General features: G+C 72.2%; 19 protein-coding genes. 9 read left to right on the top strand and 10 right to left on the bottom strand.

Going from position 1 to position 23,335, the window contains the following annotated elements; all coding sequences use genetic code 11:
- Nucleotides 1-91: 91 nt before the first annotated feature.
- From CLV71_RS46235 to CLV71_RS46225, 3 genes are read right to left on the bottom strand one after another with little or no spacing between them, the layout of a single operon-like run.
- Nucleotides 92-2,218, bottom strand: coding sequence for a hydantoinase/oxoprolinase family protein (locus CLV71_RS46235; RefSeq protein WP_133909341.1), 2,127 nt, complete (start codon nt 2,216-2,218; stop codon nt 92-94).
- A 23-nt stretch (nt 2,219-2,241) separates the two neighbouring features.
- Nucleotides 2,242-3,858, bottom strand: a complete 1,617-nt coding sequence (locus CLV71_RS46230; protein WP_133909340.1) for an FAD-dependent oxidoreductase — start codon at nt 3,856-3,858, stop codon at nt 2,242-2,244.
- A gap of 6 nt (nt 3,859-3,864) precedes the next feature.
- Nucleotides 3,865-4,881 (bottom strand): LacI family DNA-binding transcriptional regulator, encoded by a 1,017-nt coding sequence (locus CLV71_RS46225; RefSeq protein WP_133909339.1) that lies wholly within the window; start codon nt 4,879-4,881, stop codon nt 3,865-3,867.
- Between the two features lie 146 nt (nt 4,882-5,027).
- On the opposite strand from CLV71_RS46225, the gene CLV71_RS46220 reads away from it, so the two are divergent.
- Nucleotides 5,028-6,011, top strand: coding sequence for a glycoside hydrolase family protein (locus CLV71_RS46220; RefSeq protein WP_133909338.1), 984 nt, complete (start codon nt 5,028-5,030; stop codon nt 6,009-6,011).
- Between the two features lie 3 nt (nt 6,012-6,014).
- On the opposite strand, the gene CLV71_RS46215 is transcribed toward CLV71_RS46220, so the two are convergent.
- Entirely contained in the window at nt 6,015-6,680 is a 666-nt protein-coding gene (locus CLV71_RS46215) for an alpha/beta hydrolase (protein WP_133909337.1), read from the bottom strand.
- Between the two features lie 116 nt (nt 6,681-6,796).
- On the opposite strand from CLV71_RS46215, the gene CLV71_RS46210 reads away from it, so the two are divergent.
- From CLV71_RS46210 to CLV71_RS46200, 3 genes are read left to right on the top strand one after another with little or no spacing between them, the layout of a single operon-like run.
- Nucleotides 6,797-8,893, top strand: coding sequence for an MMPL family transporter (locus CLV71_RS46210; RefSeq protein ID WP_133909336.1), 2,097 nt, complete (start codon nt 6,797-6,799; stop codon nt 8,891-8,893).
- A gap of 48 nt (nt 8,894-8,941) precedes the next feature.
- Entirely contained in the window at nt 8,942-9,637 is a 696-nt protein-coding gene (locus CLV71_RS46205; protein WP_133909335.1) for a response regulator transcription factor, read from the top strand.
- The gene (locus tag CLV71_RS46200) at nt 9,634-10,425 is read left to right on the top strand and encodes a sensor histidine kinase (protein WP_133909334.1); all 792 of its coding nucleotides are present in this window, start codon (nt 9,634-9,636) and stop codon (nt 10,423-10,425) included. Before CLV71_RS46205 ends, CLV71_RS46200 begins: the two co-directional genes overlap by 4 nt.
- Nucleotides 10,426-10,430: 5 nt before the next feature.
- Here the strand turns inward: CLV71_RS46200 and CLV71_RS46195 are convergent, their stop codons facing one another.
- From CLV71_RS46195 to CLV71_RS46180, 4 genes are all read right to left on the bottom strand, one after another.
- Nucleotides 10,431-10,970 carry an SMI1/KNR4 family protein gene (locus CLV71_RS46195; protein ID WP_133909333.1) on the bottom strand — a complete coding sequence of 180 codons (540 nt, stop codon included), beginning with the start codon at nt 10,968-10,970 and terminating at the stop codon, nt 10,431-10,433.
- A gap of 48 nt (nt 10,971-11,018) precedes the next feature.
- A complete protein-coding gene (locus CLV71_RS46190) occupies nt 11,019-12,590 on the bottom strand; it encodes a succinic semialdehyde dehydrogenase (RefSeq protein ID WP_133909332.1) in 1,572 nt (523 codons plus the stop codon).
- Between the two features lie 13 nt (nt 12,591-12,603).
- Nucleotides 12,604-14,232: a GMC family oxidoreductase gene (locus CLV71_RS46185; RefSeq protein ID WP_133909331.1), complete on the bottom strand. Its 1,629-nt coding sequence runs from the start codon at nt 14,230-14,232 to the stop codon at nt 12,604-12,606.
- An 86-nt stretch (nt 14,233-14,318) separates the two neighbouring features.
- A complete protein-coding gene (locus tag CLV71_RS46180; RefSeq protein ID WP_133909330.1) occupies nt 14,319-14,885 on the bottom strand; it encodes a TetR/AcrR family transcriptional regulator in 567 nt (188 codons plus the stop codon).
- Nucleotides 14,886-15,047: 162 nt separating this feature from the next.
- On the opposite strand from CLV71_RS46180, the gene CLV71_RS46175 reads away from it, so the two are divergent.
- The 4 genes from CLV71_RS46175 to CLV71_RS46160 are packed head-to-tail and all read left to right on the top strand — an operon-like array spanning nt 15,048 to nt 19,009.
- Nucleotides 15,048-15,500 carry a (2Fe-2S)-binding protein gene (locus CLV71_RS46175; RefSeq protein WP_133909329.1) on the top strand — a complete coding sequence of 151 codons (453 nt, stop codon included), beginning with the start codon at nt 15,048-15,050 and terminating at the stop codon, nt 15,498-15,500.
- On the top strand, nt 15,487-16,437 hold the full coding sequence (locus tag CLV71_RS46170; RefSeq protein WP_133909328.1) for an FAD binding domain-containing protein: 951 nt from the start codon (nt 15,487-15,489) through the stop codon (nt 16,435-16,437). The genes CLV71_RS46175 and CLV71_RS46170 overlap by 14 nt, the downstream gene beginning before the upstream one ends.
- Nucleotides 16,434-18,602 carry a xanthine dehydrogenase family protein molybdopterin-binding subunit gene (locus CLV71_RS46165; RefSeq protein ID WP_133909327.1) on the top strand — a complete coding sequence of 723 codons (2,169 nt, stop codon included), beginning with the start codon at nt 16,434-16,436 and terminating at the stop codon, nt 18,600-18,602. The genes CLV71_RS46170 and CLV71_RS46165 overlap by 4 nt, the downstream gene beginning before the upstream one ends.
- Nucleotides 18,603-18,655: 53 nt before the next feature.
- Entirely contained in the window at nt 18,656-19,009 is a 354-nt protein-coding gene (locus CLV71_RS46160) for a VOC family protein (RefSeq protein ID WP_133909326.1), read from the top strand.
- Between the two features lie 172 nt (nt 19,010-19,181).
- Here CLV71_RS46160 and CLV71_RS46155 read toward each other — a convergent pair whose 3' ends face one another.
- Both CLV71_RS46155 and CLV71_RS46150 read right to left on the bottom strand, forming a co-directional pair.
- Nucleotides 19,182-19,376 (bottom strand): hypothetical protein, encoded by a 195-nt coding sequence (locus CLV71_RS46155; RefSeq protein WP_133909325.1) that lies wholly within the window; start codon nt 19,374-19,376, stop codon nt 19,182-19,184.
- A gap of 123 nt (nt 19,377-19,499) precedes the next feature.
- Nucleotides 19,500-20,372 (bottom strand): AfsR/SARP family transcriptional regulator, encoded by an 873-nt coding sequence (locus CLV71_RS46150; protein WP_166664539.1) that lies wholly within the window; start codon nt 20,370-20,372, stop codon nt 19,500-19,502.
- A 157-nt stretch (nt 20,373-20,529) separates the two neighbouring features.
- On the opposite strand from CLV71_RS46150, the gene CLV71_RS46145 reads away from it, so the two are divergent.
- Entirely contained in the window at nt 20,530-23,325 is a 2,796-nt protein-coding gene (locus CLV71_RS46145) for an ATP-binding protein (RefSeq protein ID WP_133909323.1), read from the top strand.
- Nucleotides 23,326-23,335 lie beyond the last annotated feature (10 nt).

Genomic DNA, 23,335 nt, shown 5'->3' with positions numbered 1-23,335 from the left:
AAGGCGTCCGCTACGACGAGAACATTCACATTCGCAACCGCTCCAAGGCCCTTCAACCGCCCACAGCGGCCTGAGGTTGACAGAAGGTGTCTCATCGCCGGTCCTCCAGGATCGCGACCACCGGTTCGTCCGACGACCTGGCGCGCAGCTCGGCGCCGATCAGCGCGAGCAGCTGGTCGGTGGCGAGTACGCCGGACAGGTCCGCGATCTTCGGGCCGACCAGCAGCCACACGGCCGGTGCGCGGGAGCCGCCGTCGCCGACCCTCGTGTGCTCGGCCACCAGCGCGGCCAGGACGGTCGGTGCCTCGCCCGCGGTCGTCGACTCGACGTGGGCACCCGTGGCGTGCAGGCGGACCACGCCCTCCTGGTCGACGACGCGGACCTGCCGGACCGCGGGCGTGAACCGACCCAACAGCCCCGGACGCCTGGCCATGGCGCCGAACACGCGGTACCGCGGCGTGCTGACGATGTCCTCGACCTCGTCGACACCCGTCGACCTGGCCACCTCGGCCCGCACGGCGGCCCAGTCCACGGTGGCCGCCCGGTCGCGGGTGCGCAGCTCGGTCGCGCCGGTGGCGACCGCGCGAACCAGGTTGCGGCGCGGGTCCACGGTCACGTCGACCTCGACGCCGGCCGGGTCCGCGCCCTGCTCGACGACTGCGGTCTCCGCCGCCGTCCGCACCGCCAGGATGTCCTCGTTGGACGCACCGGGGATGATCCGTTCGACGGACTCCCGCACCAGTGCGAGTGCGGCGCCGAGTGGGCTGATCACCTCGCTGTGGGCGGCGATCCGCCACGGCAGGTCCATGCTGTCGCCGAGGAACGGCGTGACCGCCGCGGCCCCGCCGCCACCGCCGACCAGGGCGGGCCCGTCGAGGCGGTAGTCGCGGAGCAGGGTGTCGACCACCTCGCGGACCGGCTTGACCGCCTGCGTGAGCACCGCCCGGGCGGCGTCGGCGACGGACAGGTTCAGCACCGCCGCGAGCGGCGCGAGTGCCAGGCGTGCCGCCTCGGGGTCGGCGTGTGCGTAGGCGTCGGCCGGGACCACGCCGAGTGCGTTGGCGGCACACGTGAGCGTGACCGCGAAGCGTCCGTCCTTCGTGGACAGCACGACGTAGTCCGCCGGGTCGTCCGGTCGTGGCGCGACCGACTCGACCGTGGCGCCGGCCAGCGCCGCGGCGTCGGCGAAGCACGCGTAGGGCAGGCCCGCGATGTGCGCGCTGCGCGGCCCGACGCCGACGATCGTGGTGCCCTGCAGTCGGATCATCGAGCCGCCGCCGAGACCGACGGTCCGGACGTCGAGCGCGGGCAGGTAGGTCTCGTGCCCGCCGAGGTGGGCGTGGCGCACCTGCACCCGGCCGCGGCGGACGACGCTGATGTCGGTGGACGTGCCGCCGGTCTCGAGGAACACGCCCTCGGACAGCTGCTCCCCCATCAACGCGCCCGCGACCCCGGCGGCGGGCCCGGACAACGCGGTCAGCAGCGGCCTGCGACGCATCTCCGGCAACGACATCACGCCGCCGTCACCACGCATCACCATGAGCGGCGCGGAGATCCCGGCGCGGGTCACGCTGCGGTCCACGAGGTCGGCCGTGGCGACCATGCGCGGCATGATGCCAGCGTTCAACACGGCGGTCCGGGCGCGGCGCGTCAGCCCGTAGAGGCCGGTGATCTCGTGTGTCGCCGTGCCGAGCAGGCCCTGTTCGCGGACTGCCGCGATCACCGCCCGCTCGCCGGCCGGATCGTCCACGCTGAACGGTTCGACCGCGACCACCACCTCGGCGCCGTCGCCGGTCAGCCTCGCGATGGCCTCCTTGACCCGCACGGGATCGCCCGCGTCCCGCACGGACGCGAACCGCACCGGCAGCCGCCGCCCTGGGGCCAGCTCCGTCCTTCCCAGTGCGGCCAGGCGTCTCGTTGCGAACGCGTCGAACCCCGTGCCGATGCCCGCGATGCCGACGACCGCGACGTCGCCCTCCAGCAACGCGTTGGTGGCCTGCGTGGTGCCGTGCGCGAGGAAGGACACCTCGGCCTCGCCGACCTGTGCCAGCAGCTGTTCCAGGGCGGTGAGGATGCCGAAGGCCACGCCGTCGTCGTGGTCGTGGCTGGTCGGCACCTTCACCTGGCCGAGCAGCGCGTAGGTCGCGGCGTCGACGGCGACGGCGTCGGTGAACGTCCCGCCGACGTCGATGCCGACCCGGATCTTCGGTAGCGTCATTGCTGTACCTCGGTTCTGATGGCTCAGTAGCCCCTGACCTCGGGCCAGTGCCTCTCGACACCGGTGGCCTCGAGCAGGCGGGAGAACTCGTCGAAGAGCTTGTCGTCCTCGCGGACCTGGTGCGGGGTCACGCCGCGGCGCAGCGCGAACCCGGCGAGGTGTCCGGCGACCTCGCCCACGTTCCATTCCACGGGGTGCAGCCGGTAGCACCCGTTGGTGAGGTGTGTCGTGCCGATGTTCTTGGCCGCGGGCAACAGGTTCACGACCCGGCGCGGCAGCAGCGCGCCGAGCGGGATCTCGAACGGCACGCTGGCGACGTCGACGTAGTTGTCGCCGCCGGTCGACGGGTGCAGGTCGATCCGGTAGCTGCCGACGCCGACCGAGTCCTCGTGGGCGCGGCGGCCGGTGGGGCCGAGCAGGTCGAGCGACACGTCGTGCTCGGTGACCGTGGTGACGGCCCGGATCCGCCGCGACTCCCGCACGTACGCGGACTTCGCGAGCCCGTCGGCGGTGCCGGTGACGTCGGGCCGGATCCTCAGGCCGGGGAAGCCGGTGCCGCCGTCGGTGCGCGGCGCCTCGGTCTGCAGCCAGTACAGGACCGACAGCGACAGCTGCCTGGCCTCGTGGTGCGCGCGTGCCACCTCGTCCGGGTGGCCGTCGACCGCGAGCGCCGGGCGCAGCCAGTAGTCGTTGAGCGGCCAGTTGACCAGCGTGATGTCCGAGTCGAACGCGCCCGTGTCGTGCAGGCCGCGGGCGAGCACCCGCCGGAACGACCACAGTTCCTTGTCGCCCGCGTCGTCGCTCTGGTCGGCGGAGATGGCCAGCGGGTCGCCGTCGGGGTTGGGCTCGAACGTGCGGGTGACCGGTTCGAGGGTGCGCGGGTCGGGTGCGGTGAAGCCCAGCAGCGGACCCGGCCAGAACTCGGGGGTGTAGTCGCGCCAGAAGTCGTACATGGCCGGGCGGTCGATGACGTGGTTCTGTCCACTGTGGTGGGACACGGCGAAACAGTAGGTGATGCCCTGCAGGTTCGCCGGGTTCGCGTGCTCCGGCGCGTGGGGCTCGTCGAACTCCGCCCGCGACTCGGCGCCGACGGTGAACTCCGTGCCGGTCAACGGGAGCAGGTCGCCGTCCTCGGTGGCGTCGATGACGTAGTCCGCGCTGATCGCGGTCCGCGTACCCGCCTCGTCGGCGACGGTGACCGCGTCGACCCGGTCGCCCGTGGTGTGCGCGGCGACCGGCCGGTGTCCCAGGAGGACGGTCAGGCGACCCGCCGAGCGGTGCGGTGCGAGCATCGCCTCGATGACCGCCAGCGCGACCCTCGGCTCGTGGCAGAGCTTGGACACCCGTCCGGCGCCCGGGTTGAGCGCTGGGTGGCGCAGCGCCTCGGCACGCAGCGGGTAGTGGCGGCGGTAGTAGTCGCGGATGCCCTCCCGCAGCTGGCGGTAGGTGGTGGTGGCGCCGAAGCGCTCGATCCACGGGTTCTCGTCCGGCGGCACGGCCTGCGCGGTGAGCTGTCCGCCGAGCCAGTCGGTCGCCTCGGTCAGCACCACGCGGTGGCCCGCGCGGGCCGCGGCCAGCGCCGCGGCGACGCCGCCGAGGCCGCCACCGACGATCGCGATCTCCGTCTCCAGCTCGGGCATCTGGGACTAGCTCCTCTTCGGTGCTGCGCCGGCGGTGCGGCCGGCCACGGGTGGGCACCGCAGCAGGCGCTGCGGCACGGTCTCCTGTTCGGTGATCAGGTCGACGAGCAGGTGGACGGCCTGGCCGCCCATGGCGCGGAACGGCACCTCGAAGCCGGTGACGCCGCCGTCCGGTGTGGGCGGGCGGCCCAGCACGGCGAGCGACACGTCGTCCGGTGTGGACAGTCCGGCGGCGTCGAGCGCGCGGCGCACCGCGGTGTAGGCGGCGCCGGTGTCGGTCTCCTCGACCACGATCGCGGTGACGCCGTCACGCACCCAGCCCCGCACGGTGTCGACCGGCAGGGTGCCGTGTTCGAGGCGGGTGAGCACGGCATCCGGGGCGGCCCTGCGCACGCCGTGCTCGCGGTCGGCCGACGGCGGCGCGTCGTCGTTCTCCCGCACGTAGCGGATGGTGCGGTGGCCGAGGTCGTGCAGGCTCGTGACGAGGTCGGCGGACGCGGTCACGTAGTCCGCGCCCACGTAGGGGATCCGGCCGGCCAGTTCGTGCCTGCGTCCGATGTAGACCAGCGGGAAGCCGGAGTCGACCAGCCGCGCGATCGGCTCGCCCGGCACGTGCCTGCCGAAGAACAGGCAGCCGTCGGCGATGCGGACCCTGCGGATCGCGGCGGCGCTGTGGGTTCCCCCGCCGGTCGTGCCGGTGAAGAGCACGAGGTCCTGGCCGAGCGACGCCGCGGCCTCCTCGACCCCGACCAGGATCGGGTAGTAGGAGTCGGCGACGTCGGTCGGGAACGTGGTGCGGAACGTGTAGAGGCCGATCATGTTGGTGCGTGCGGAGGCGAGCCGGGTCGCCACCGGGTGCGGCACGTACCCGAGGTCCTCGGCCACCTCCAGCACCCGGCGGCGGGTCTCGTCGGCCATGCGCACGCCCGCGCGGTTGCCGCCGAGCACGACGGACACGGTGGCCTGCGACACGCCGGCGATCCTGGCGATGTCGGCCTGCCGTGGCGGGCGTCCTGGCGGCATCTCGTGCTCCTCGCGCTAATGCGGATTAGCAGGAGCCAACGCCGTGTCGCGCCGTTTCGTCAACTGTTCGGGCCAAAAACGACCGTGTTTGGACTAATACGTATTAGCACCTTGACGGTGGCACACGTCACAGGGACTGTCGAGCCATGGCTGACCTCACTCGACGAACCCTCCTCGGCGCCGCGGCGGGCATCGGCATCGGTCTGGCGCTCCCCCGCACCGCGTCCGCCGCCCCCGGTGGCTTCCCCGACTACCGCTACCTCGGTGTCGCGTTCGACAAGAGCAAGCTGCGGTACAACCCGACCGGCGAGCTGATCTTCCCGTGCATCCGGGGCGCCCGCGGCCGGGTGCCGAACCCGCTCGCGAAGTACTACCTGTACTACGCGCCGCACGACGCGCCGGGCGGCATCTGCCTGAGCTACGGCGAGCACCTCGACGGGCCGTTCACCGAGTACCCGAACAACCCCATCGTCAGGAACAACTGGGCGCCGTACTACAACGTCTCGCACGTCTCGTCGTCGCACGTGCTGTGGAACGAGGACGTCGGCGAGATGTGGCTGTACTTCCACGGGGAGAACACCACGACCCGGCTTGCGCGGTCGAAGGACGGCATCGACTTCACCTACGACAAGGTCGTGCTGTCCACGTCGATGCTGCCGTCGGGCACCACGGAGACCTCCTACGCGAGGGTGGTCCGCCACGACCTGCCCGCGCTCGGCGCCCGGTACGTGATGGTGTTCATGATCAACAACACGACGAACCGGCGCTCGATCGGCTGGGGCTGGTCGGCCGACGCACGGAACTGGACCTTCTCGCAGACGCCGCTGATCCGGCCGCAGGACGTCGGTGCCCAGGACATCGGCGCCCCGACGGTCGAGACCCGCGGCGGCAGCACCTATGTGATCTACCACCGGGACAGGGGTCACGGCGGTCAGATGCTCATCACCGAGGTGGGCAACGACTTCACCAAGCGCAACCACCTGGGTGTCTTCCACACACCCCTGTCCGGCGCCCCGGACAACGGCCGCTGCGCCGCCCCGTCCTTCGGCAACGACGGCGGCGTGGAGTACATGTTCTACGAGGCGGGCGAACGCCTGGCGGGTGCCATAGCCGTCGCGAAGGCCGTCTGAGTCTCAGGGCGCGAACGCCCACGCCACCATCAGCGGTAGCTCCTCGCGCCAGAACGCGCCGCCGTGCGGCCCGGCCCGTTCCGTCATGACGACGTCCGCACCGGCGCCACGCAGCGCGTCGGCCCACCGGGTCGCGTTCGCGAGGAACCACGGCTCCCGCGTGCCGCCGACGAGGTAGGCACGCGGGAGCGACGCCGGCATCACGGCGGGCGGCCGGTACCCGCCGCCCGGCGACGCGCAGAAGACGGTGCCGTACACGTCGGGATGGCGAAGCCCCATGGCGAGCGCCAGCTCGCCACCGGCCGAGACACCGAACACCGCGGTCCGCTCGGTGGGCAGCGCGAGGCCGAACCGCGACCGCGCCCACCTGCGCACGTCCTCGACGAAGAACCTCTCGTGGGCGGCGAACCGTGCCGGGTCGAAGGTGAAGTCGGCCGTGCTCTCGCCCGGTGAGTACTCGTGGATCCGCCGTGTCTCGTCGTCGAGGCGGTGCGCGGCGACGATCATCGTGGGCGGCAGGCCGGGCGCCTCGAGAACGCCTCCCCACGACGCGATCGACTGACCGTCGCCGGCGTACACGACGGCCCGGGGTGGCGCCGCCGGAACGTACGCCGTGACCCGCCGGCCACCGTCGTAGTCGAGCGTCTCGGTGACGAGTCGACCTGTCACCCCGCCGAGCCTAGGCCTTCCGGCCGTCAGGTAACCGTCAGCTTCGCGGGCGGTGGGTCCTCAGGTGCGGGCGGTGCGATGAGGCTCCTGGATCCACGACCACGGGAGCACACGTCATGGCCGCACTGCTCTACCGGCTCGGCGCCTGGACCCACCGGCGCCGCCGGACCGTCCTGACGGCCTGGCTGGTCGTCCTGGCCGCCGCCGGGGCACTCGCCGCCACCTCGGGCGGCTCCTACGAGGACGACTTCTCGATCCCCGGCTCGCGCGCCCAGCAGACCCTGGACACCGTCGCCGAGCAGTTCCCCGGCGCCGCGGGTGCCTCCGCGCAGGTGGTGTTCGTCGCGCCCGCCGGACGGGGTGTCGCCGGGTACCGGGCCGTGATCGACCGGACCCTGCGTGCGGCGGCGAACGCGCCCCAGGTCGCCGGGGTGGCGAGCCCCTTGATCTCTCCCGACGGTGGCACCGCGCTGGCGACCGTCGCCTACCGCGAGAAGGCCGTCCGCGTGGAGAGCGCCTCGCTCGACGCGTTGGAGGAGGTGTTCCGACCGGCTCGCGCGGCGGGGCTGCGGGTGGAGGTCGGCGGCTCGGTCCACGGCGAGGCCGAGAGCGGCCACGGCACCGAGGCGCTGGGGTTGCTGATCGCGCTCGTCGTCCTCGTCATCACGTTCGGGTCGCTCGTGGCGGCCGGGCTTCCGCTGCTCACCGCGCTGCTCGGGGTGGGCGCGACCGTCGCGGGCCTCACCGTGGTCACGGGCGCGGTGACCCTGCCGACGACCGCACCCGCCCTCGCCCTCATGCTCGGTCTCGCGGTCGGCATCGACTACGCCCTGTTCATCGTCGGCCGACACCGCTCACAGCTCGCGTCCGGCATGACGGTGGCCGAGTCCGCCGCCCGCGCGATCGGCACGGCCGGTGCCGCCGTCGTCTTCGCCGGCCTCACCGTGCTCGTCGCCCTGGCCGGGCTGACCGTCGTCCGGATCCCGTTCCTGACCGCGATGGGACTGGCCGCGGCAGGTGCCGTGCTCGTCGCCGTACTGGTCGCGACCACGTTGATCCCGGCGCTGCTGGGCTTCGCCGGGGAGCGGCTGCGGCCCCGGCCCGCCTCACGTGCCGCCCGACACGACGGCAGGTCCACGCTGGGGGCACGCTGGGTCCGGCTCGTCACCCGCCGCCCACTGGTCACGACGCTCGCCGTCGTCGTGGTGCTCGGCGTCATGGCCCTGCCCGCGGCGGGGTTGCGGCTCGCGCTCACCGACAACGGTTCCGCACCGGCGAAGAGCACCCAGCGGCAGGCGTACGACCTGACGGCCGCCGCGTTCGGACCGGGGTTCAACGGCCCGCTGGTGGTCCTCGCCGACCTCCGGACCGGGGGCGACACGGCCGAGGCTCTGGCCGACCGGCTCGGCGCGGTGGACGGAGTGGCCGCGGTCGGCAGACCGCAGCTGTCCTCGGACGGCCGGTACGCGCTGGTGCGGGTGATCCCCGAGACCGGCCCGCAGGACGAACGCACCCACCGGGTGGTGGCCGACCTCGAGGCCGCGGGCGGGACGTCCGTGGGGGTGACCGGCGCGACCGCCATCGGCATCGACATCTCCGAGTTGCTCGGTGCCTCGCTCGTGCCGTTCGCCCTCATCGTCGTGGGGCTGGCCTTCCTGCTGCTGATGATCGCGTTCCGGTCGCTGGTGGTGCCGCTGAAGGCGACGCTGGGCTTCCTGCTGTCGGTCGGCGCGTCGCTGGGCGCGGTGGTCGCGGTGTTCCAGTGGGGCTGGCTCGCCGAGCTGGTCGGCGTTCCGCACACCGGGCCGGTGATCAGCTTCATGCCGGTCATCCTCATGGCGGTCCTGTTCGGCCTGGCCATGGACTACGAGGTCTTCCTGGTCAGCCGCATGCACGAGGAGTACGTCCGGGGCGGCGACCCGCGAGGCGCCGTCACCAACGGGTTCCAGGCCTCGGGACGCGTGGTCGCGGCGGCGGCCCTGATCATGGTCGCGGTCTTCGCCGGTTTCGCCCCGGACGGCGACGCCACGCTCAAGCCGATCGCGTTCGCACTCGCGGTGGGGGTCCTGCTGGACGCGTTCCTGATCCGGATGACACTCGTGCCCGCGGTGCTGACGCTGGCCCGGCACCGGGCCTGGTGGCTGCCGCGGTGGCTCGACCGTGTGCTGCCGAACCTGGACGTGGAGCGGCCTTCCGTCGTGATGGTGGAATAGGGACCGAGCGCCGGGAACGGGCCGCGAAGCGCCGAGCGGAGCGAGGCCATGACACAGAACAGCATCCTTGTGGTGGACGACGATCCGGGACTGCGAGAGCTGCTGCTGTCCGCGTTGCGGTTCGCGGGTTTCGAGGTCGAGGCGGCGGGCGACGTGCCCGCCGCGCTGACCGCGATCGGCGCACGCACCCCCGACGCGATCGTGCTGGACGTGATGCTGCCCGGCACGGACGGCTTCGACCTGGTGCACCTGCTGCGCACGCGGGGTGTCGACGTGCCGGTGATGTTCCTGACGGCCCGCGACGAGCTGGACGACCGCGTGCGTGGGCTGCGCATGGGCGGCGACGACTACCTCACCAAGCCGTTCGACGTGGTGGAGGTCGCGGCGCGGCTGGAGGCGCTGCTGCGGCGTGCCCGCCGCGTGCCGCCATCCGAGCCGGAGGACGTGCTGCGCTGCGGCGACCTCGAGCTGGACGAGGCCCGGCACGTGGTGACCAGGGGCGGGCGCCCAGTAGAGCTGTCCCCCACCGAGTTCCGGCTGCTGCGTTATCTGCTGGCCAACACCGGACGGGTGGTCTCCAAGGCGCAGATCCTGAACCACGTGTGGCAGTACGACTTCGGCGGCGACGCGGGCGTGGTCGAACGCTTCGTCTCCAACCTGCGCCGCAAGATCGACTTCGGCGGGCCGTCGATGGTCCACACCGTGCGGGGCTTCGGGTACAGCCTGCGGCCGGTGCGGCCGTGAAGCGGTCCCGGTGGCGGCTGGCCGTCATCGCGCTGCTCGCCGGCCCGGAGGCCGCCGTGGCCACCGCGGTGAGGAACGCGTTCGACGCGCAGCGACGCGCCCAGGACCGGCTGCGCAGCTTCGTCGCGGACGCCAGTCACGAGCTGCGGACGCCGCTGGCGACCATGCACGGGTGGATCGACCTGTACGCGCAGGGTGGTCTCCGCGACCCGGAACAGCTCGACCACGCCATGGCACGGATGCAGGCGGAGGTGGGCAGGATGCGGCTGCTCGTCGACGAGCTGTCACTGCTGGCCCAGCTCGACGCGGCCCAGCCGCTGGACCGGGAGCCGGTGGACGTGGTGGCGCTGGCGGGCGAGGTGGTGGACGACGCACGGGTGGTCAGCGCAGACCGGGTCATCACCATGCGCGGGGCAGCGGAGGCGGTCGTCGACGGCGACGGGCCACGCATCCAGCAGGTGCTGCGCAACCTCGTCGGCAACGCGGTGCAGCACACCCGACCGGGCACGCCGGTCACGGTTTCCGTCGGTACGCGGGACGAACAGGTGGAGGTCGCGGTCCACGACGAGGGCGACGGGATCGCGCCCGAGCACCTGCCGCACGTGTTCGACCGCTTCTACCGCGCCGATCCCGGCCGCGGCGGCGGCTCGTCGGGCCTTGGCCTGGCCATCGTCGAGGCGATCACGACCGCACACGGCGGCACGGTCGGGGTCACCTCGGCGCCCGGGCGGGGTACCACCGTCCGGGTCACGTTCCCGGCAGACCACGCCACGCGCCGAGGTCGGTGACCGCCTCAGGTGAACGGCTCGAAGGTGCGCCCGGTGTCGGCCAGGTCCCACTCGAGGATGTTGCGACTGCTTCGGCTGGTCGCGAGTTCACGCATCACCGAGGTCATCGACCGTCTGGTTCTGTTGTAGCCCCTGACGACGTTCCTGCTCAGGTGGACGACGTGCCACCGGTCGACGTCGGGCGTCCACGGCAGCCACATCAGTGACCCGCCCGAGGAGTCCGACGCGAACGGGATCAACCCACCCGGCCGGGGGAACGGCGGATACGTGCCGTACTCCTCCCACAGGATCTCCACGCCGATCAGGAGCCGGTCGAAGTCCTCCCTGAACTCCGCCAGGAACTCCTTGCCCTGTACCGGGTTGAACAACCGGATCACGTCACGGAACATCCCGGACGGGAACCGGCTCATGAACTCCTTGTAGTCACCGGGAAGCGGCGTGCCGAGCCGTCGTTCGACCGTCCCCCAGGCGAGCCGAGGCGTGACGGAGCCGTGCCAGCCGACGGCGACCGCCGCCCGGTCGACGGCGTCACGCGTGTCGGACAACGAGAACCCCCCAGTTCCACGACCGACCGCACGGTATCACGTCCAGGTCTACCGGATGCGTGTCCTGCGCATCATCTTCAGCCCGGACAGCATGCGTTCCACGTGCTTGCCGTAGTCCTCGCCCGGTTTGGCGCCCATCACCTGTTTCTTCAGCACGGCCATGTTCTGCACGTCGGTGTACTTCAGCAGGCCCTGGTCGCCGTGGCGGGCACCGACACCCGAGTTCTTGACACCGCCGGACGGGGTGCCCTTCGCGGCGTACGCGGTGGCGAGGATGTCGTTGATGTTGACGTTGCCGGACTCGATGCGTGCGGCCACGGCACGCGCCGCGTCCAGGTTTCCGCCCCACACCGACGCGTTGAGGCCGTAGTCGGTGTCGTTGGCCAACGCGACCGCCTCGTCGACGGTGCGGTACCGGTGCAGTGCCACCACGGGACCGAACGTCTCCGTGACACCGCAGAGCATGTCCTTCGTGACGCCCTCGAGGACCGTCGGCTCGAAGAACGCCGGGCCGAGGTCGGGGCGGGGCCTTCCTCCACAGAGGACGGTCGCGCCCTTGGCCACCGCGTCGTCCACATGCGACCTCACCCGGCCCAGGTGGTCGACGGACACGAGCGAGCCCATCTCCGGGCCGAAGTCGTAGGCGGCGCGGACGTCCAACGCCTTGGCCGCCGCCACGAACGCGTCCCTGAACTCGTCATACCTCGACTCCGGCACGTAGATGCGCTCGATGTGCATGCAGATCTGCCCGGTGTTGCCGAACGCGCCGAACACCGCGCCCTGCACGGTCTCCGCCAGGTCGGCGTCCTCGAGCACGATCATCGGGTTCTTGCCGCCCAGCTCCAGACAGCACCCGATGAGGTTCCTGCCCGCCCGCTCCCCGATCACCCTGCCGGTGGCCGTCGAGCCGGTGAACATCACGTAGTCGGCGTTGTCGATGAGCGTCGGGCCGACGTCCGGGCCCTCGCCGCACACCACCTGGAACAGGCCCTTCGGCAGGCCCGCCTCCTCCAGCATCCGCACGCCGTGCAGCGGGGAGAGCGCGGTCTTGTTGTCGGGCTTCAACACCACGGCGTTGCCCGCCATCAGCGCCGGGATCGCGTCGGAAATGCCGGTGGCGAACGGGAAGTTCCACGGTGCGATGATGCCGACGACACCCTTCGGCTGCCGGATCTCGGTCGACGTGGTCAGCATCGGCACCGGCCCGCCGCGTTTCACCGGCGCGAGCAGCTTCGCGGCCCGCTTGAGGTAGTGGCTCATCACCATCGGCGGGTCGCAGGTTTCCTCGATCGCCATCCGCCGGTTCTTGCCGCTCTCGACCTGGATGAGGTCGGCGGTGGTCCGCGCGTTGTCGACGAACAGCGTGTGCGCCCGCCTGAACACGGCCAGGCGTTCCCTGACCGGGGTGGCCGCCCACTGCCGCTGCGCCGCACGGGCCGTGGCGTAGGCCGCCTCGATGTCGGCAGGCGCGGACTGCGGCAGCGCGACCAGTACCTCGCCGGTGTAGACCTCGGTGAGCTGCCAGGTCGCGCCGGTGCCGGGGACCCTCTCGACGAGCTGACGCAGCAACGCGTCGGTCACCGAGGCGGGCCGGGTGAGCTGAACAGGCGTGAGCGTCATGTTCCTGCCGCCTCTACTTGTCCGAGAGGACCAGTTGTGCGCCCATCTCGCCGATCATGATGGCGGGCGCGTTCGTGTTGCCGCCGGTGATCGACGGCATGATCGAGGCGTCGCAGACACGCAGTCCCTCGACGCCGCGGACCCTGAGGTCGGGGCCGACGACCGCCAGCTCGTCCACGCCCATCCGGCACGTGCCGACGCCGTGGTAGACCGACGTGGCCCGGTTGAGGATCGCGTCGCGCAGCTCCTGGCCCCGCAGCCCCGCGCCCGGGTGGGTCTCCCCCTTGATCGAGCCCCTGAACGCGGGCGACGCGAAGATCTCCCGCACCATCGCCGAGCCCTCGGCGAGCACCTCGAGGTCGGCGGGGTCGGCCAGGTACTGGAAGTCGATCAGCGGTGCCGCCGTGGGGTCGGCCGACGCGAGCCGCAGCGTGCCCCGGCTCTTCGGGTAGATCAGCGTCGCGAGCACGGTGAGCGAGGTGCGCTTGTCGACCTTGGCCCGCACCGGTTTGTCCTGGTTGGGCGACGCGTACGCCCACGGCAGCAGGTGCAGCTGGAGGTCGGGCACGTCACGCGCCTGCGAGGTCCGCAGGAACGCGAGCACCTCGAAGACCGAGTTCGCCATGAACGTCGTGCCGGGCCGCATCAGCTCCCTGACCAGGCCGCGGGCGAAGAACGGCGCCGTGCCGCGGTGCGTGCTCGACGACGCCCGGAACGTCAGCGCGTGGAACATGTGGTCGTGCAGGTTGTCGCCGACGGGCAGGTCCGCGACCACGTCGACGCCGTGTTCCCTCAGGTGGGCGGCGTGGCCGACCCCGGAGAGCATGAGCAGCTGCGCGGAGCCGACGAACCCCGCCGAGAGGATGACCTCCCTGCCCGCGCGGACGGTCCGCCTGGTGCCGTCGGAGTCGGTGACCTCGACGCCGACCGCGCGGCCGTGCTCGATGACCACCCTGGTCACGTGCACCCTCGACTGCAGTTCCAGCGTCCCCTGCGCGAGCCGGCCGAGGTAGCCGCGCGAGGCGCTGTAGCGCAGGCCGTCGGCGGCGTTCTGCTGCATCCGGCTCACACCCTCCTGCGACTCCGCGTTGTAGTCGTCGAGGATCTTGCAGCCGACCGTGTCCGCCGTGGCCTGGATGAACTGGAGCGACCCCTCCTGCGGGATCCTGTTGCGGGTGACCCGGATCGGTCCGCCCGCGCCCCGGAACGCGTTCTCGCCGTCCTCGAAGTCCTCCATCCGCTTGTACGCGGCGTTCACGCTGTCGGCGTCCCAGCCCACGTTGCCCTCGGCGGCCCAGGAGTCGAAGTTGGCGCGGTTGCCCCGGACGTAGACCATGCCGTTCACGGAGCTGGAGCCGCCGACCACCTTGCCGCGCGGCACCGGCATCTCGCGGTCGAGCAGGTGTTTCTGCGGGACGGAGTAGTAGCCCCAGTCGACGAGCTTCTTCAGCTGTGGCACCGAGTGCAGTGGGCCGATCATCCCCGGCTTGGTGACCAGCAGCTGGTCGTCGGACTTGCCCGCCTCGAGCACGATCACGCTCGCCCCGGACTCGGCCAGCCGGCCCGCGACCGCGGCTCCCGAGCTGCCCGACCCGACCACCACGTAGTCGGCCTCGCCGCTACCCCGCACCTTCTTGGCCATGCCCGCTCCTCGATCAACCGTCCTGGCCATAACTGTAACCTGTTCTAGTTCTGCTCAACCAGACCGTGGCGCCAGGACCGGCGGGATCAGCCGCGCAGCCCGTTCCACAACAGGTCGGTGATGTCCGCGGCCTGGCGCTGCCAGTCGCCGGCGGGGTCGAGGTGCATCAGGCCCGCGAGGGCGAGCAGGACGGTCCTCGGGTCGAGGCGGGGGCGGACGGCACCTGCCTCGACACACGCGTCCAGCAGCGTGGTGATCGCGCCGACCATGGCCTCGTAGGTGCCGGCGGTGAAATCCTCGCCCGCGGCGGCGGTCGCGGCGGACAGTGCGTCGGCAAGGCCGCGCTTCGTCATCATGTAGCTGGCGAGGTGGCTGGTCCACAGCCGGAAGGCCTGTTCCGGCCGGTACTCCGCGAGCAGGTCCGGCACGGCGTCGACCAGATGCCGCACCTCGCGGCGGTACACGGCCAGCACCAGCGCCTCCGGGTTGGGGAAGTGCCGGTACACGGTGCCGACCCCGACACAGGCCCTCTTCGCGATGGCGTTGTACGACAGCTCGTCGGCGTTGGTCAGCGACTCCAGTGCCGCTGCGAGGATGCGCTCGTTGTTGCGGCGGGTGTCCGCGCGGCGGGAGCTCACCGATCCAGTCGTCACCTCGGCCTCCCCCTCGTCGTCGCGCCCTGAATGTACCTGGAGCGACTCCAGTTCGGTTGCGGAGCGGATAATGCTCCGGTAGCTTCCGAAGCGGATAGATATCCGTTCCGGGTGGCGTTCTGACGTCACCGACCACAGCACTGCCCCGGGGAAAAGGATCTGGTGGACATCTCCCTACAAGTCAACGGCCGCGCCGAGGAACTGAGTGTCGAGCCGGGCGTGACGCTCCTCGACGCGCTGCGCGAACGCCTCTCGATTACCGGACCGAAGAAGGGCTGCGACCGCGGCCAGTGCGGCGCGTGCACCGTGCACGTCGACGGCAGGCCCGTGCTCTCCTGCCTCACGCTCGCCGCCACCGTGCGCGGCCCGGTCACCACCGTCGAGGGGCTGTCGGACGGCGACCGGCTGCACCCCGTGCAGCAGGCGTTCCTCGACCAGGACGCGTTCCAGTGCGGGTTCTGCACACCGGGCCAGCTCATGTCGGCGGTCGCCGCCGTCGCCCAGGACGTCGACGACGTGCGGGAGTTCATGTCCGGCAACATCTGCCGCTGCTCGGCCTACCCGAACATCGTCGCAGCGGTGGAACAGGCGAGGCGTACCGATGCGACCGTTTGAGCTGACCGCACCCACGACGGTCGCCGACGCCGTGGGGACCTCCGGCACGTTCCTCGCGGGCGGGACGACCCTCGTCGACCTCATGAAGCTGAATGTCCTGACACCGCAAGAGGTCCTGGACATCAACGACCTGCCGCTGCGTGGCATCGACACGAGCGACGGCCTGCGTTTCGGCGCCCTGGAGCGGATGAGCGACATCGCCGCGCACCCCGGCGTCTACCCCGTGATCTCCCGCGCCCTGCTCGCGAGCGCCTCACAGCAACTGCGCAACATGGCGAGCATCGGCGGCAACCTGTTGCAGCGCACCCGATGCGGCTACTTCCGCGACATCGCGATGCCGTGCAACAAGCGTGTCCCCGGCAGCGGCTGCCCGGCGATCACCGGTGCCAACCGGAACCACGCCATCCTGGGCACGAGCGAGTCGTGCGTCGCGACCCACGCCAGCGACGTCGCGGTCGCCCTCGTCGCGCTGGACGCGCGGGTCCGGCTGACCGGCGCGGACGGCGACCGCACGGTCGCGCTGGCCGACTTCTACCGCCTGCCCGGCGCGACACCCGAGGTCGAGAACGACCTGCGGCCGGGCGAGCTGATCACCGAGGTCGTGGTGCCGAGGCTGGACTGGGCGCACCGGTCGACCTACGTGAAGGTCAGGGACCGCGCGTCCTACGAGTTCGCGCTGTGCTCGGCCGCGGTCGCGCTGGACGTGCGGGACTCCCGCGTCGTCGACGCGCGGGTGGCCGTGGGTGGCGTGGCGACCGTGCCGTGGCGGCTCACGGCGGTCGAGGACGCGCTTCGCGGTGGCCCGGCGACCGTCGAGGCGTTCGAGCAGGCCGCCTCGGTGGCCGCGGAGGGCGCCACACCGTTGTCGGCCAACGGTTTCAAGGTTTCCCTGCTGAAGCGGACGGTCGTCCGCGCGTTGATCGAGGGGGCGGCATGACCGGCCGGGTGGAGGGCCCGCTGAAGGTCACCGGCGCGGCCAGGTACGGAGCCGACTACAACCAGCCCGGCATGGTCTACGGCTACGTCCTGCTCAGCACGGTCGCCAACGGCGAGCTGCTGAGCATCGACACCGCCGCCGCGAAGGGCGAGCCGGGCGTGCTCGGGGTGTACTCGCCGTTCGACCCGCTGGAACTGCGGCCCAGCAAGAACCCGATGTTCGGCGAGACCTGGGTCCCGTTGCAGGACAAGGAGGTCCACTACTACGGGCAGCCGATCGGCGTGGTCGTGGCGGACACGTTCGAACACGCGCGGGACGCGGCGCTGACCGTCACGGTCGCCTACGACGAGAAGCCCGCCCTGACCTCGCTGGAAGAGGGCCTGGCGACCGCGGAGGAAGCCCCGCCGGGCCGCGGTGGACCGGCGATCCAGACCATCCTCGCGACCGGCGTCGAGTCCATCGAGGACGCGTTCGCGGCAAGCCCGGTCGTGGTAGAGGCGACCTACACCACGGCGACGCAGAACCACGCCGCGATGGAGCCGCACTCGGCCGTCGCCGTGTGGGACGGCGACGAACTGACCGTCTACAGTGGAAACCAGGCCGCCAACCTCCAGGCGATGGAGCTGGCGAGCGCGCTGGACGTGAAGGAGTCGTCCGTCCACGCCATCAACCCGTTCGTGGGTGGCGCCTTCGGCGGCAAGGCACGCGCCTCGGCCGCGGCGTTCCTCGCGGCCTCCGTGGCTCGCGTGCTCGACCGTCCGGTCAAGATCACGCTGACGCGCGAGCAGGTGTTCACCGCGACCGCGACCCGCGCGGCGACGGTCCAGAAGATCGGGCTCGGCGCGGAGGCGGACGGCACACTGGTCGCGGTCCGGCACGAGTCGTGGTGCGCGACGGACACGCGCCGGTCGTTCATCGAACAGACCTCGCACAACACCAAGGAGTACTACACCACCAGGAACCTGGCGCTGGCGCAGCGGATCGTGCCGCTCAACATCCCGCCGACCACGTTCATGCGTGCGCCCGGCGAGGCGCCCGGCTCGTTCGCGCTGGAGAGCGCCATCGACGAGCTGGCCGTCGCGCTGGACATGGACCCGATCGACCTGCGGCTGCGCAACGACTCGACGGCCCCGCACGGCTCGGACCTGCTGTGGTCGAGCAAGCACCTCGACGAGTGCTACCGGATCGGCGCGGCGAGGTTCGGCTGGGCGAAACGGGCACGGCACGGCCGTGAGGACGGCGACTGGCTGGTCGGGATGGGCACGGCGAGCGCGATGTTCCCGGCGTTCCGGTTCCCGGCCACGGTGCGGGTCACGTTGCGTGCCGACGACACGGCCGAGGTCGCGACCGCCGGCGCGGACCCGGGCACCGGCCTGCTCACCGTGCTCGCGCAGGTGGGCGCGGAGTCCCTGGACCTGCGGCGAGCACAGGTCACACCGAGGCTCGGCGACTCGGCGCTGCCCCCGGGCGGCCTGTCCGGCGGCTCCACGGCGACCGCGAGCGTCGGCGCCGCGATCATGATCGCCGCGGCGACGATCACCGACCAGCTGGTCGACCTGGCGTCGGGCCCCGGGGCGCCGTTCGAGGGCCTCGAGGTGACCTATGCCGGCGGTCGGGTGCTGGCAGGCGACCGGAGCATGTCGTTCGGGGAGCTGCTGGCGGCGGTGGGCCGCACCGAGCTGACGGCGGAGGGTTCGTCGGCGCCGGGCGAGGAGCGGACGAAACACTCGTTCAGCTCGTTCGGGGCCCAGTTCGCCGAGGTGCGGGTGCACAGGTGGACCAGGGAGATCCGGGTGTCGCGCATGCTCGGCGTGTTCGACGCGGGCCGGATCATCAACGCGGCGGCGGCCAGGAACCAGATCTCGGGCGGCATGATCTGGGGCGTGTCGGCGGCACTGCACGAGGGCCTGGACATCGAGGAGAACGGACGCCTCGCCAACGCGGACCTCGCGGGCTACCTGCTCCCGGTGAACGCCGACATCCAGGAGGTCGACGTGCACTTCGTCGAACACCCGGACACGTTGCTCGGCGCCGTCGGCGCGAGGGGCATCGGCGAGATCGGCACGGTCGGGATGGCGGCCGCGGTCGCGAACGCGGTCCACAACGCCACCGGCATCCGCGTGCGCCACATCCCCATCACGGTGGAGGACCTGCTGCCGGACTGATCGCGCGCGTGTCGTTTCCGTCGGTGGGATGGCGGGGCTGGCAGGATCGCGGCATGGAGCACGTGCTCGGCATCGGTGGGTACTTCATCCGCGCGACGGACCCGGCGGTGCTCGGTGCCTGGTACCGGGACTGCCTCGGTATCGACGCGGACGAGAACGGCATGTGGCAACAGGAGGCGGGACCGACCGTCTTCGCCCCGTTCGAACCCGAGACCGAGTACTTCGGGTCGCGGACCCAGCAGACCATGCTCAACTTCCGGGTCCGCGACCTGGACGCCATGCTCACCCAGCTCCGCGAGAAGGGCGCCGAGGTGGCGGAGGAAACCCAGGACATGGACGGCGTGGGCCGCTTCGGCTGGGTCACCGACCCCGAGGGCAACCGCATCGAACTGTGGCAGCCCGCCTAGAGAGGGTTGGACAGGAAGTCTGACGCGGAAGCGTGGACGGATCGACGCCGCGGGTGTGCACGACTGGCTCACGGGGCCGTGCGCGGGCTGCCCGCTGTCGCGGGTCACCGTGGCCGTCGTGGAGCCGTGACGACGCGGTGGCAGGGAGCACGTCTCCCTGCTACCGCGTCCGTCAGGATGGCAGGGTGTCCGTCCACTCCGCGCTGATCCTGGCGCCCCCAGGCCCCACCATGTGCCGTTCACCCGACAGGCTCACGTAGAACGCCGTGTTGTTCGCGCGGCCTGTCGCCGGGGCGTCCAGGAGGACGAGGGCGAGCTCGGCTGGTGACTCGTCCCGCGGCGGCCACCGGTGCGGCACCGCGGACACGCCGAGGGCACCGTCTCGTGCGCGGCCTCGAACGTCTCGTCGAGGGTGCGCGGTGCTCCCACAGCACGCGGAGCGTCCTTGCCAACAGGGCGAGCGATGACTTGCCGCTGCCGGTCGGCCCCGTCACGACCACCTCGCGAGCCGCGCCGGGCCTTCGGCCACAAGGTGTTCCCGTCCCGAGAACAGTGGCGCGTCGGTCGCCTCGAACGCGGCGGGGCCGGGGAAAGGGCATACCGGGGGCACCCTCGGTACCTCGACCGGCCCCTCCAGCGTCGCGTCGCCACGCAGGACCGCGAGGTGGAGCCGCCGCAACCGGAGGTTCGGGTCCAGGCCCACCTCGTCGGCCAGCCGCACCCGCAGCCGGTCGTAGACCGCGAGGGCCTCGACGCGGCGGCCCGCGCGGTGCAGCGCGAGCATCAGCTGGGCGTGCGGGCGTTCCCGCAGCGGATACGCCGCCACCAGGCGGGTCAGGTCGGCGAGGACCTCGACGTGCCTGCCCAGGGCCAGCTCCGCGTCGACGTACAGCTCCGACACCGTCTCGCGGCACTCCTCCAGCCTGCGGGTCTCCTCGCGCAGCATGGGCACCGAGGCGACGTCCGCGTACGGCGCGCCACGCCACACGTCCAGTGCCCGGCGGAACGCCGCGGCGGCCGTGCGGGGGTTGCTGCTTTCCCGTCCCTGCCTGGCCAGTTCGCCGAAGCGGTCCACGTCCAGCTCGCCCGGCGCGACGAGCGCCGCATAGCCGTGCGGCCTGCGCACGATCCTGGCGCGGTCCCCCAGCGCGCGGCGCAGGTGGTACACGTACACCCGCAGGTTGTCCGCCGCCGACCTCGGCGGGCTGCTGCCCCACAAGGCATCCACGAGCTGGTCCCGCGGCACTGCCCTGTCACGGTGGCAGATCAGCACGGCGAGGAGCGTGCGTTGCTTCGCGGCGTTGAGCTCCACCGGCCGCGAGTCCCTGACGACCTCGAGCGGCCCCAGTACGCGGAAGTCCATCGCACCCCCAGTCTCGGTCTCCCACAGGGGTACCGGACCGGACGGGCGGCGAGCATCGGGTGATGCCCCGACGCGGTCCCTGACAAGGGAAGGTAACGGTCGCCCGCCCCGTTCCGAAAAGACAAGCGGAGTGCGCCGAACTTCCGGAGGGCCGGGGATGGCGCGACCTGGGGCGGAGTTGGTCGGGCGACGGTTCGAGCTCGACACCATCGACGGCGCGTTGGCCGACGTCATGGCCGGATCGTTTCGGGCGGTGGCGATCCGGGGCGAGCCGGGGGTCGGCAAGACGCTGCTGCTCGGTGAGCTGGCCGAGCGGGCCGGCGGGCACGGGCTGCCGGTGAACCGTGGCCGGGCAACGGAGTTCGAACAGAACGTCCCGTTCGGCATCTTCATCGACGCGTTCGAACGGCTCGCCGCGACCGGTGCGCCGCCGCCCGAGCTGGACCTGCTGACCGCGGCGAGCGGCGGCGGGCAGGCGGAGCTGGACCGCTACCGGCTGTTCCGCGGTGTGCGGCGGTTGCTGGAGGGGCAGGCCGGGCGGCGCGGCGCGATCCTCGTGCTCGACGACCTGCACTGGGCCGACCCCGCCTCGCTGGCGCTGACCGAGTACCTGTTGCGCAGACCGCCCAGGGGCCCGGTGCTGGTCGCGGTGGCGCACCGCGTCGCCCAGCCGCCGCCCGGTCTCGCCGACGCGTTGGTACGCCTGGACTCGGCGGCCGTCCAGCTGGCGGTCGAGCCGCTCGGCGAGGACGACGTGGCGGCGATGTTCCCGACACAGCCCCACGAGCGGCGCACGCTGCTGCACCGGGCGACCCGCGGCAACCCGCTCTACCTGCGGGCGCTCGCCGAGACCGACGAGGAGACCCTGACCGCGCTCGCCAGGCAGGCCGTCGACGACCGGATCGTGCCGGAACGCGCGCTGCTCGACGTGCTGGGTGCCGAGCTGGCGACGCTCGCCCCGGAACCGCTGCTCGTCGCGCAGGCCGCCGCCGTCGCGGGCGACCCCGCCGACCGCGACCTCGTCGCGTACGTGACCGAGCTGCCTGACGAGTCCGTCGCGGCGGCCTTCGACGTGCTCACCAGGACCGGCATGACCGCACCGGAGGGACCGCGTTTCCGCTTCCGCCACCCGCTCGTGCGTGCCGCGGCGTACTGGCTGTCGCAACCGGGCTGGCGCGTCCACGCGCACGGCCGGATCGCGCACTACCTCGCCGACCGCCACGGTCCCCTGCTGGTGCGGGCACACCACGTCGAACGGTCCGCCCGTCCCGGCGACGAGGACGCCGTCGCGACGCTCGCCGCCGCCGCGACCGCCACCCGCCACGCCTCGCCGACGATGTCGGCCAGGTTGGCACGCAGGGCGCTGCAGCTGCTGTCGGACCGCACGGAACCCGCCGACGGGGTGGCCGACGAGCTGCGGATACTGCTCGCACGCACCCTGGGCCTGTCCGGCGAGCTGGGCGAGAGCCGCAAGCTGCTGCACGACGTGATCCAGGCGGACGGCCCGCACCGGACCGAGGCGGTCGCGTTCTGCGCGGTCGTGTACCGGTTACTCGGCAAGCTGGACGAGGCGAGGGCACTGCTCACCAACGAGCTGGACCGGCTGCCCGCCCGCGGAGCGCCGACCGCCAAGACCCTGCTGGAGCTGGCCGGCGTCGACCTGCTGTGCCAGGACCCGGCCGCAGTGTGCCGCCACGCGGGCGAGGCGCTCGCCGCAGCGGAGGGCGACCACGACACCGGGCTGGTGCCCGCCGCGCACGCCGTGCTGGCGCTGGGGTTGCTGCAGTGCGACGAGAGCGACTCGGCGGGCACCCACGTCGACCAGGCGGCCTGGCTGGTCGACGCGGCACCGGACGCGGCGCTGCTCCCCGAGCTGGGCACGCTGGGGCCGCTCGCGTGGGTGGAGCTGCACCTGCGTCACCCCGAGCGCGCCACCCGCCACATCGGCCGCGCGCTGGAGCTGGCGCGCGGCAGCGGTCTCGCCCACACCATGCCGCACCTGTTGATCGTCGACGCCTACGTGCGCACCAGGCGCGGACAGCTGACCGAGGCGCTCGCCTCGGCGGACGAGGCACTGGACTGCGCCGCCGTCATGAACGCGGGCGAGGCCGTGGCCATGGCGATGGCAGTGCGGCTGCGCCCGACGCTGTGGCAGCACGGGCCGAGGGCAGCGCTCGGCGTCGCGGGCCGGTCGGGTGAGGACGGGCGGCCCGGCGGCGGCTGGTGGTCGGGACTCGCCGAGCTGGGCCGCGCCGAGGTGTACCTGGCCGCGGGTGACGCGCAGGGCTGTCTGGCCGAGCTGGCGGGTGAGAGCGCCGACGGGGCGACCGCCTCCTCCCGCCTGGCGTTGCGTGCCGTCGCCAGCGTGGCGTGCGGCCTGCTCGACGACGGTCGCCGCCAGGCCGGGGAGGCGTTGCGCCGCGCGGAGCGGTCGGCGGGCGCCCACCAGCTGGCGACGGCGCACCACGCGCTCGCCAGGGTCCGGTGGGCCGCCGAGGACCCCGATGCGGGTACCGAAGCAGCCCGCACCGCCGTCACCCGGTTCGCCGAGGCGGGTTCGCCGGTCGAGGAGGGGATCGCCCGCCAGCTCCTCGCCGAGCTGTACGCGAGCACCGGCAGGCTCGGCGCCGCCAGGGAGGAGTTCGGGCGCGCCAAGGTGCTCTACGCGGCGAGCGCCGCGACGTGGCTGTCCGCCGAGCTGGCACGGGACGAGCGCCGGTTCGCCGCGCGTGCCCCGAGACCCCGGCGGTCGGACGAGAACGGGCTCGCGGCCCTCACCACGCGGGAACGCGAGGTCGTCGACCTCGCGACCGCAGGGCTGACCAACCGCGAGATCGCCGAGCGCCTCTACCTGAGCCCCAAGACCGTGGAGACCCACCTGTCCCGCGCCTTCGCGAAGCTGCACGTGCGGTCCAGAGTGGACCTGACGCGCCGCGTCACGGGGTCGGGCTGACCGCGGCTTC

The organism is Actinophytocola oryzae, from assembly GCF_004364325.1.
Classification (GTDB): domain Bacteria; phylum Actinomycetota; class Actinomycetes; order Mycobacteriales; family Pseudonocardiaceae; genus Actinophytocola; species Actinophytocola oryzae.
The sequence above is the reverse complement of the archived record's forward strand: the minus strand, read 5'-3'. Positions and strand labels throughout refer to the sequence as shown.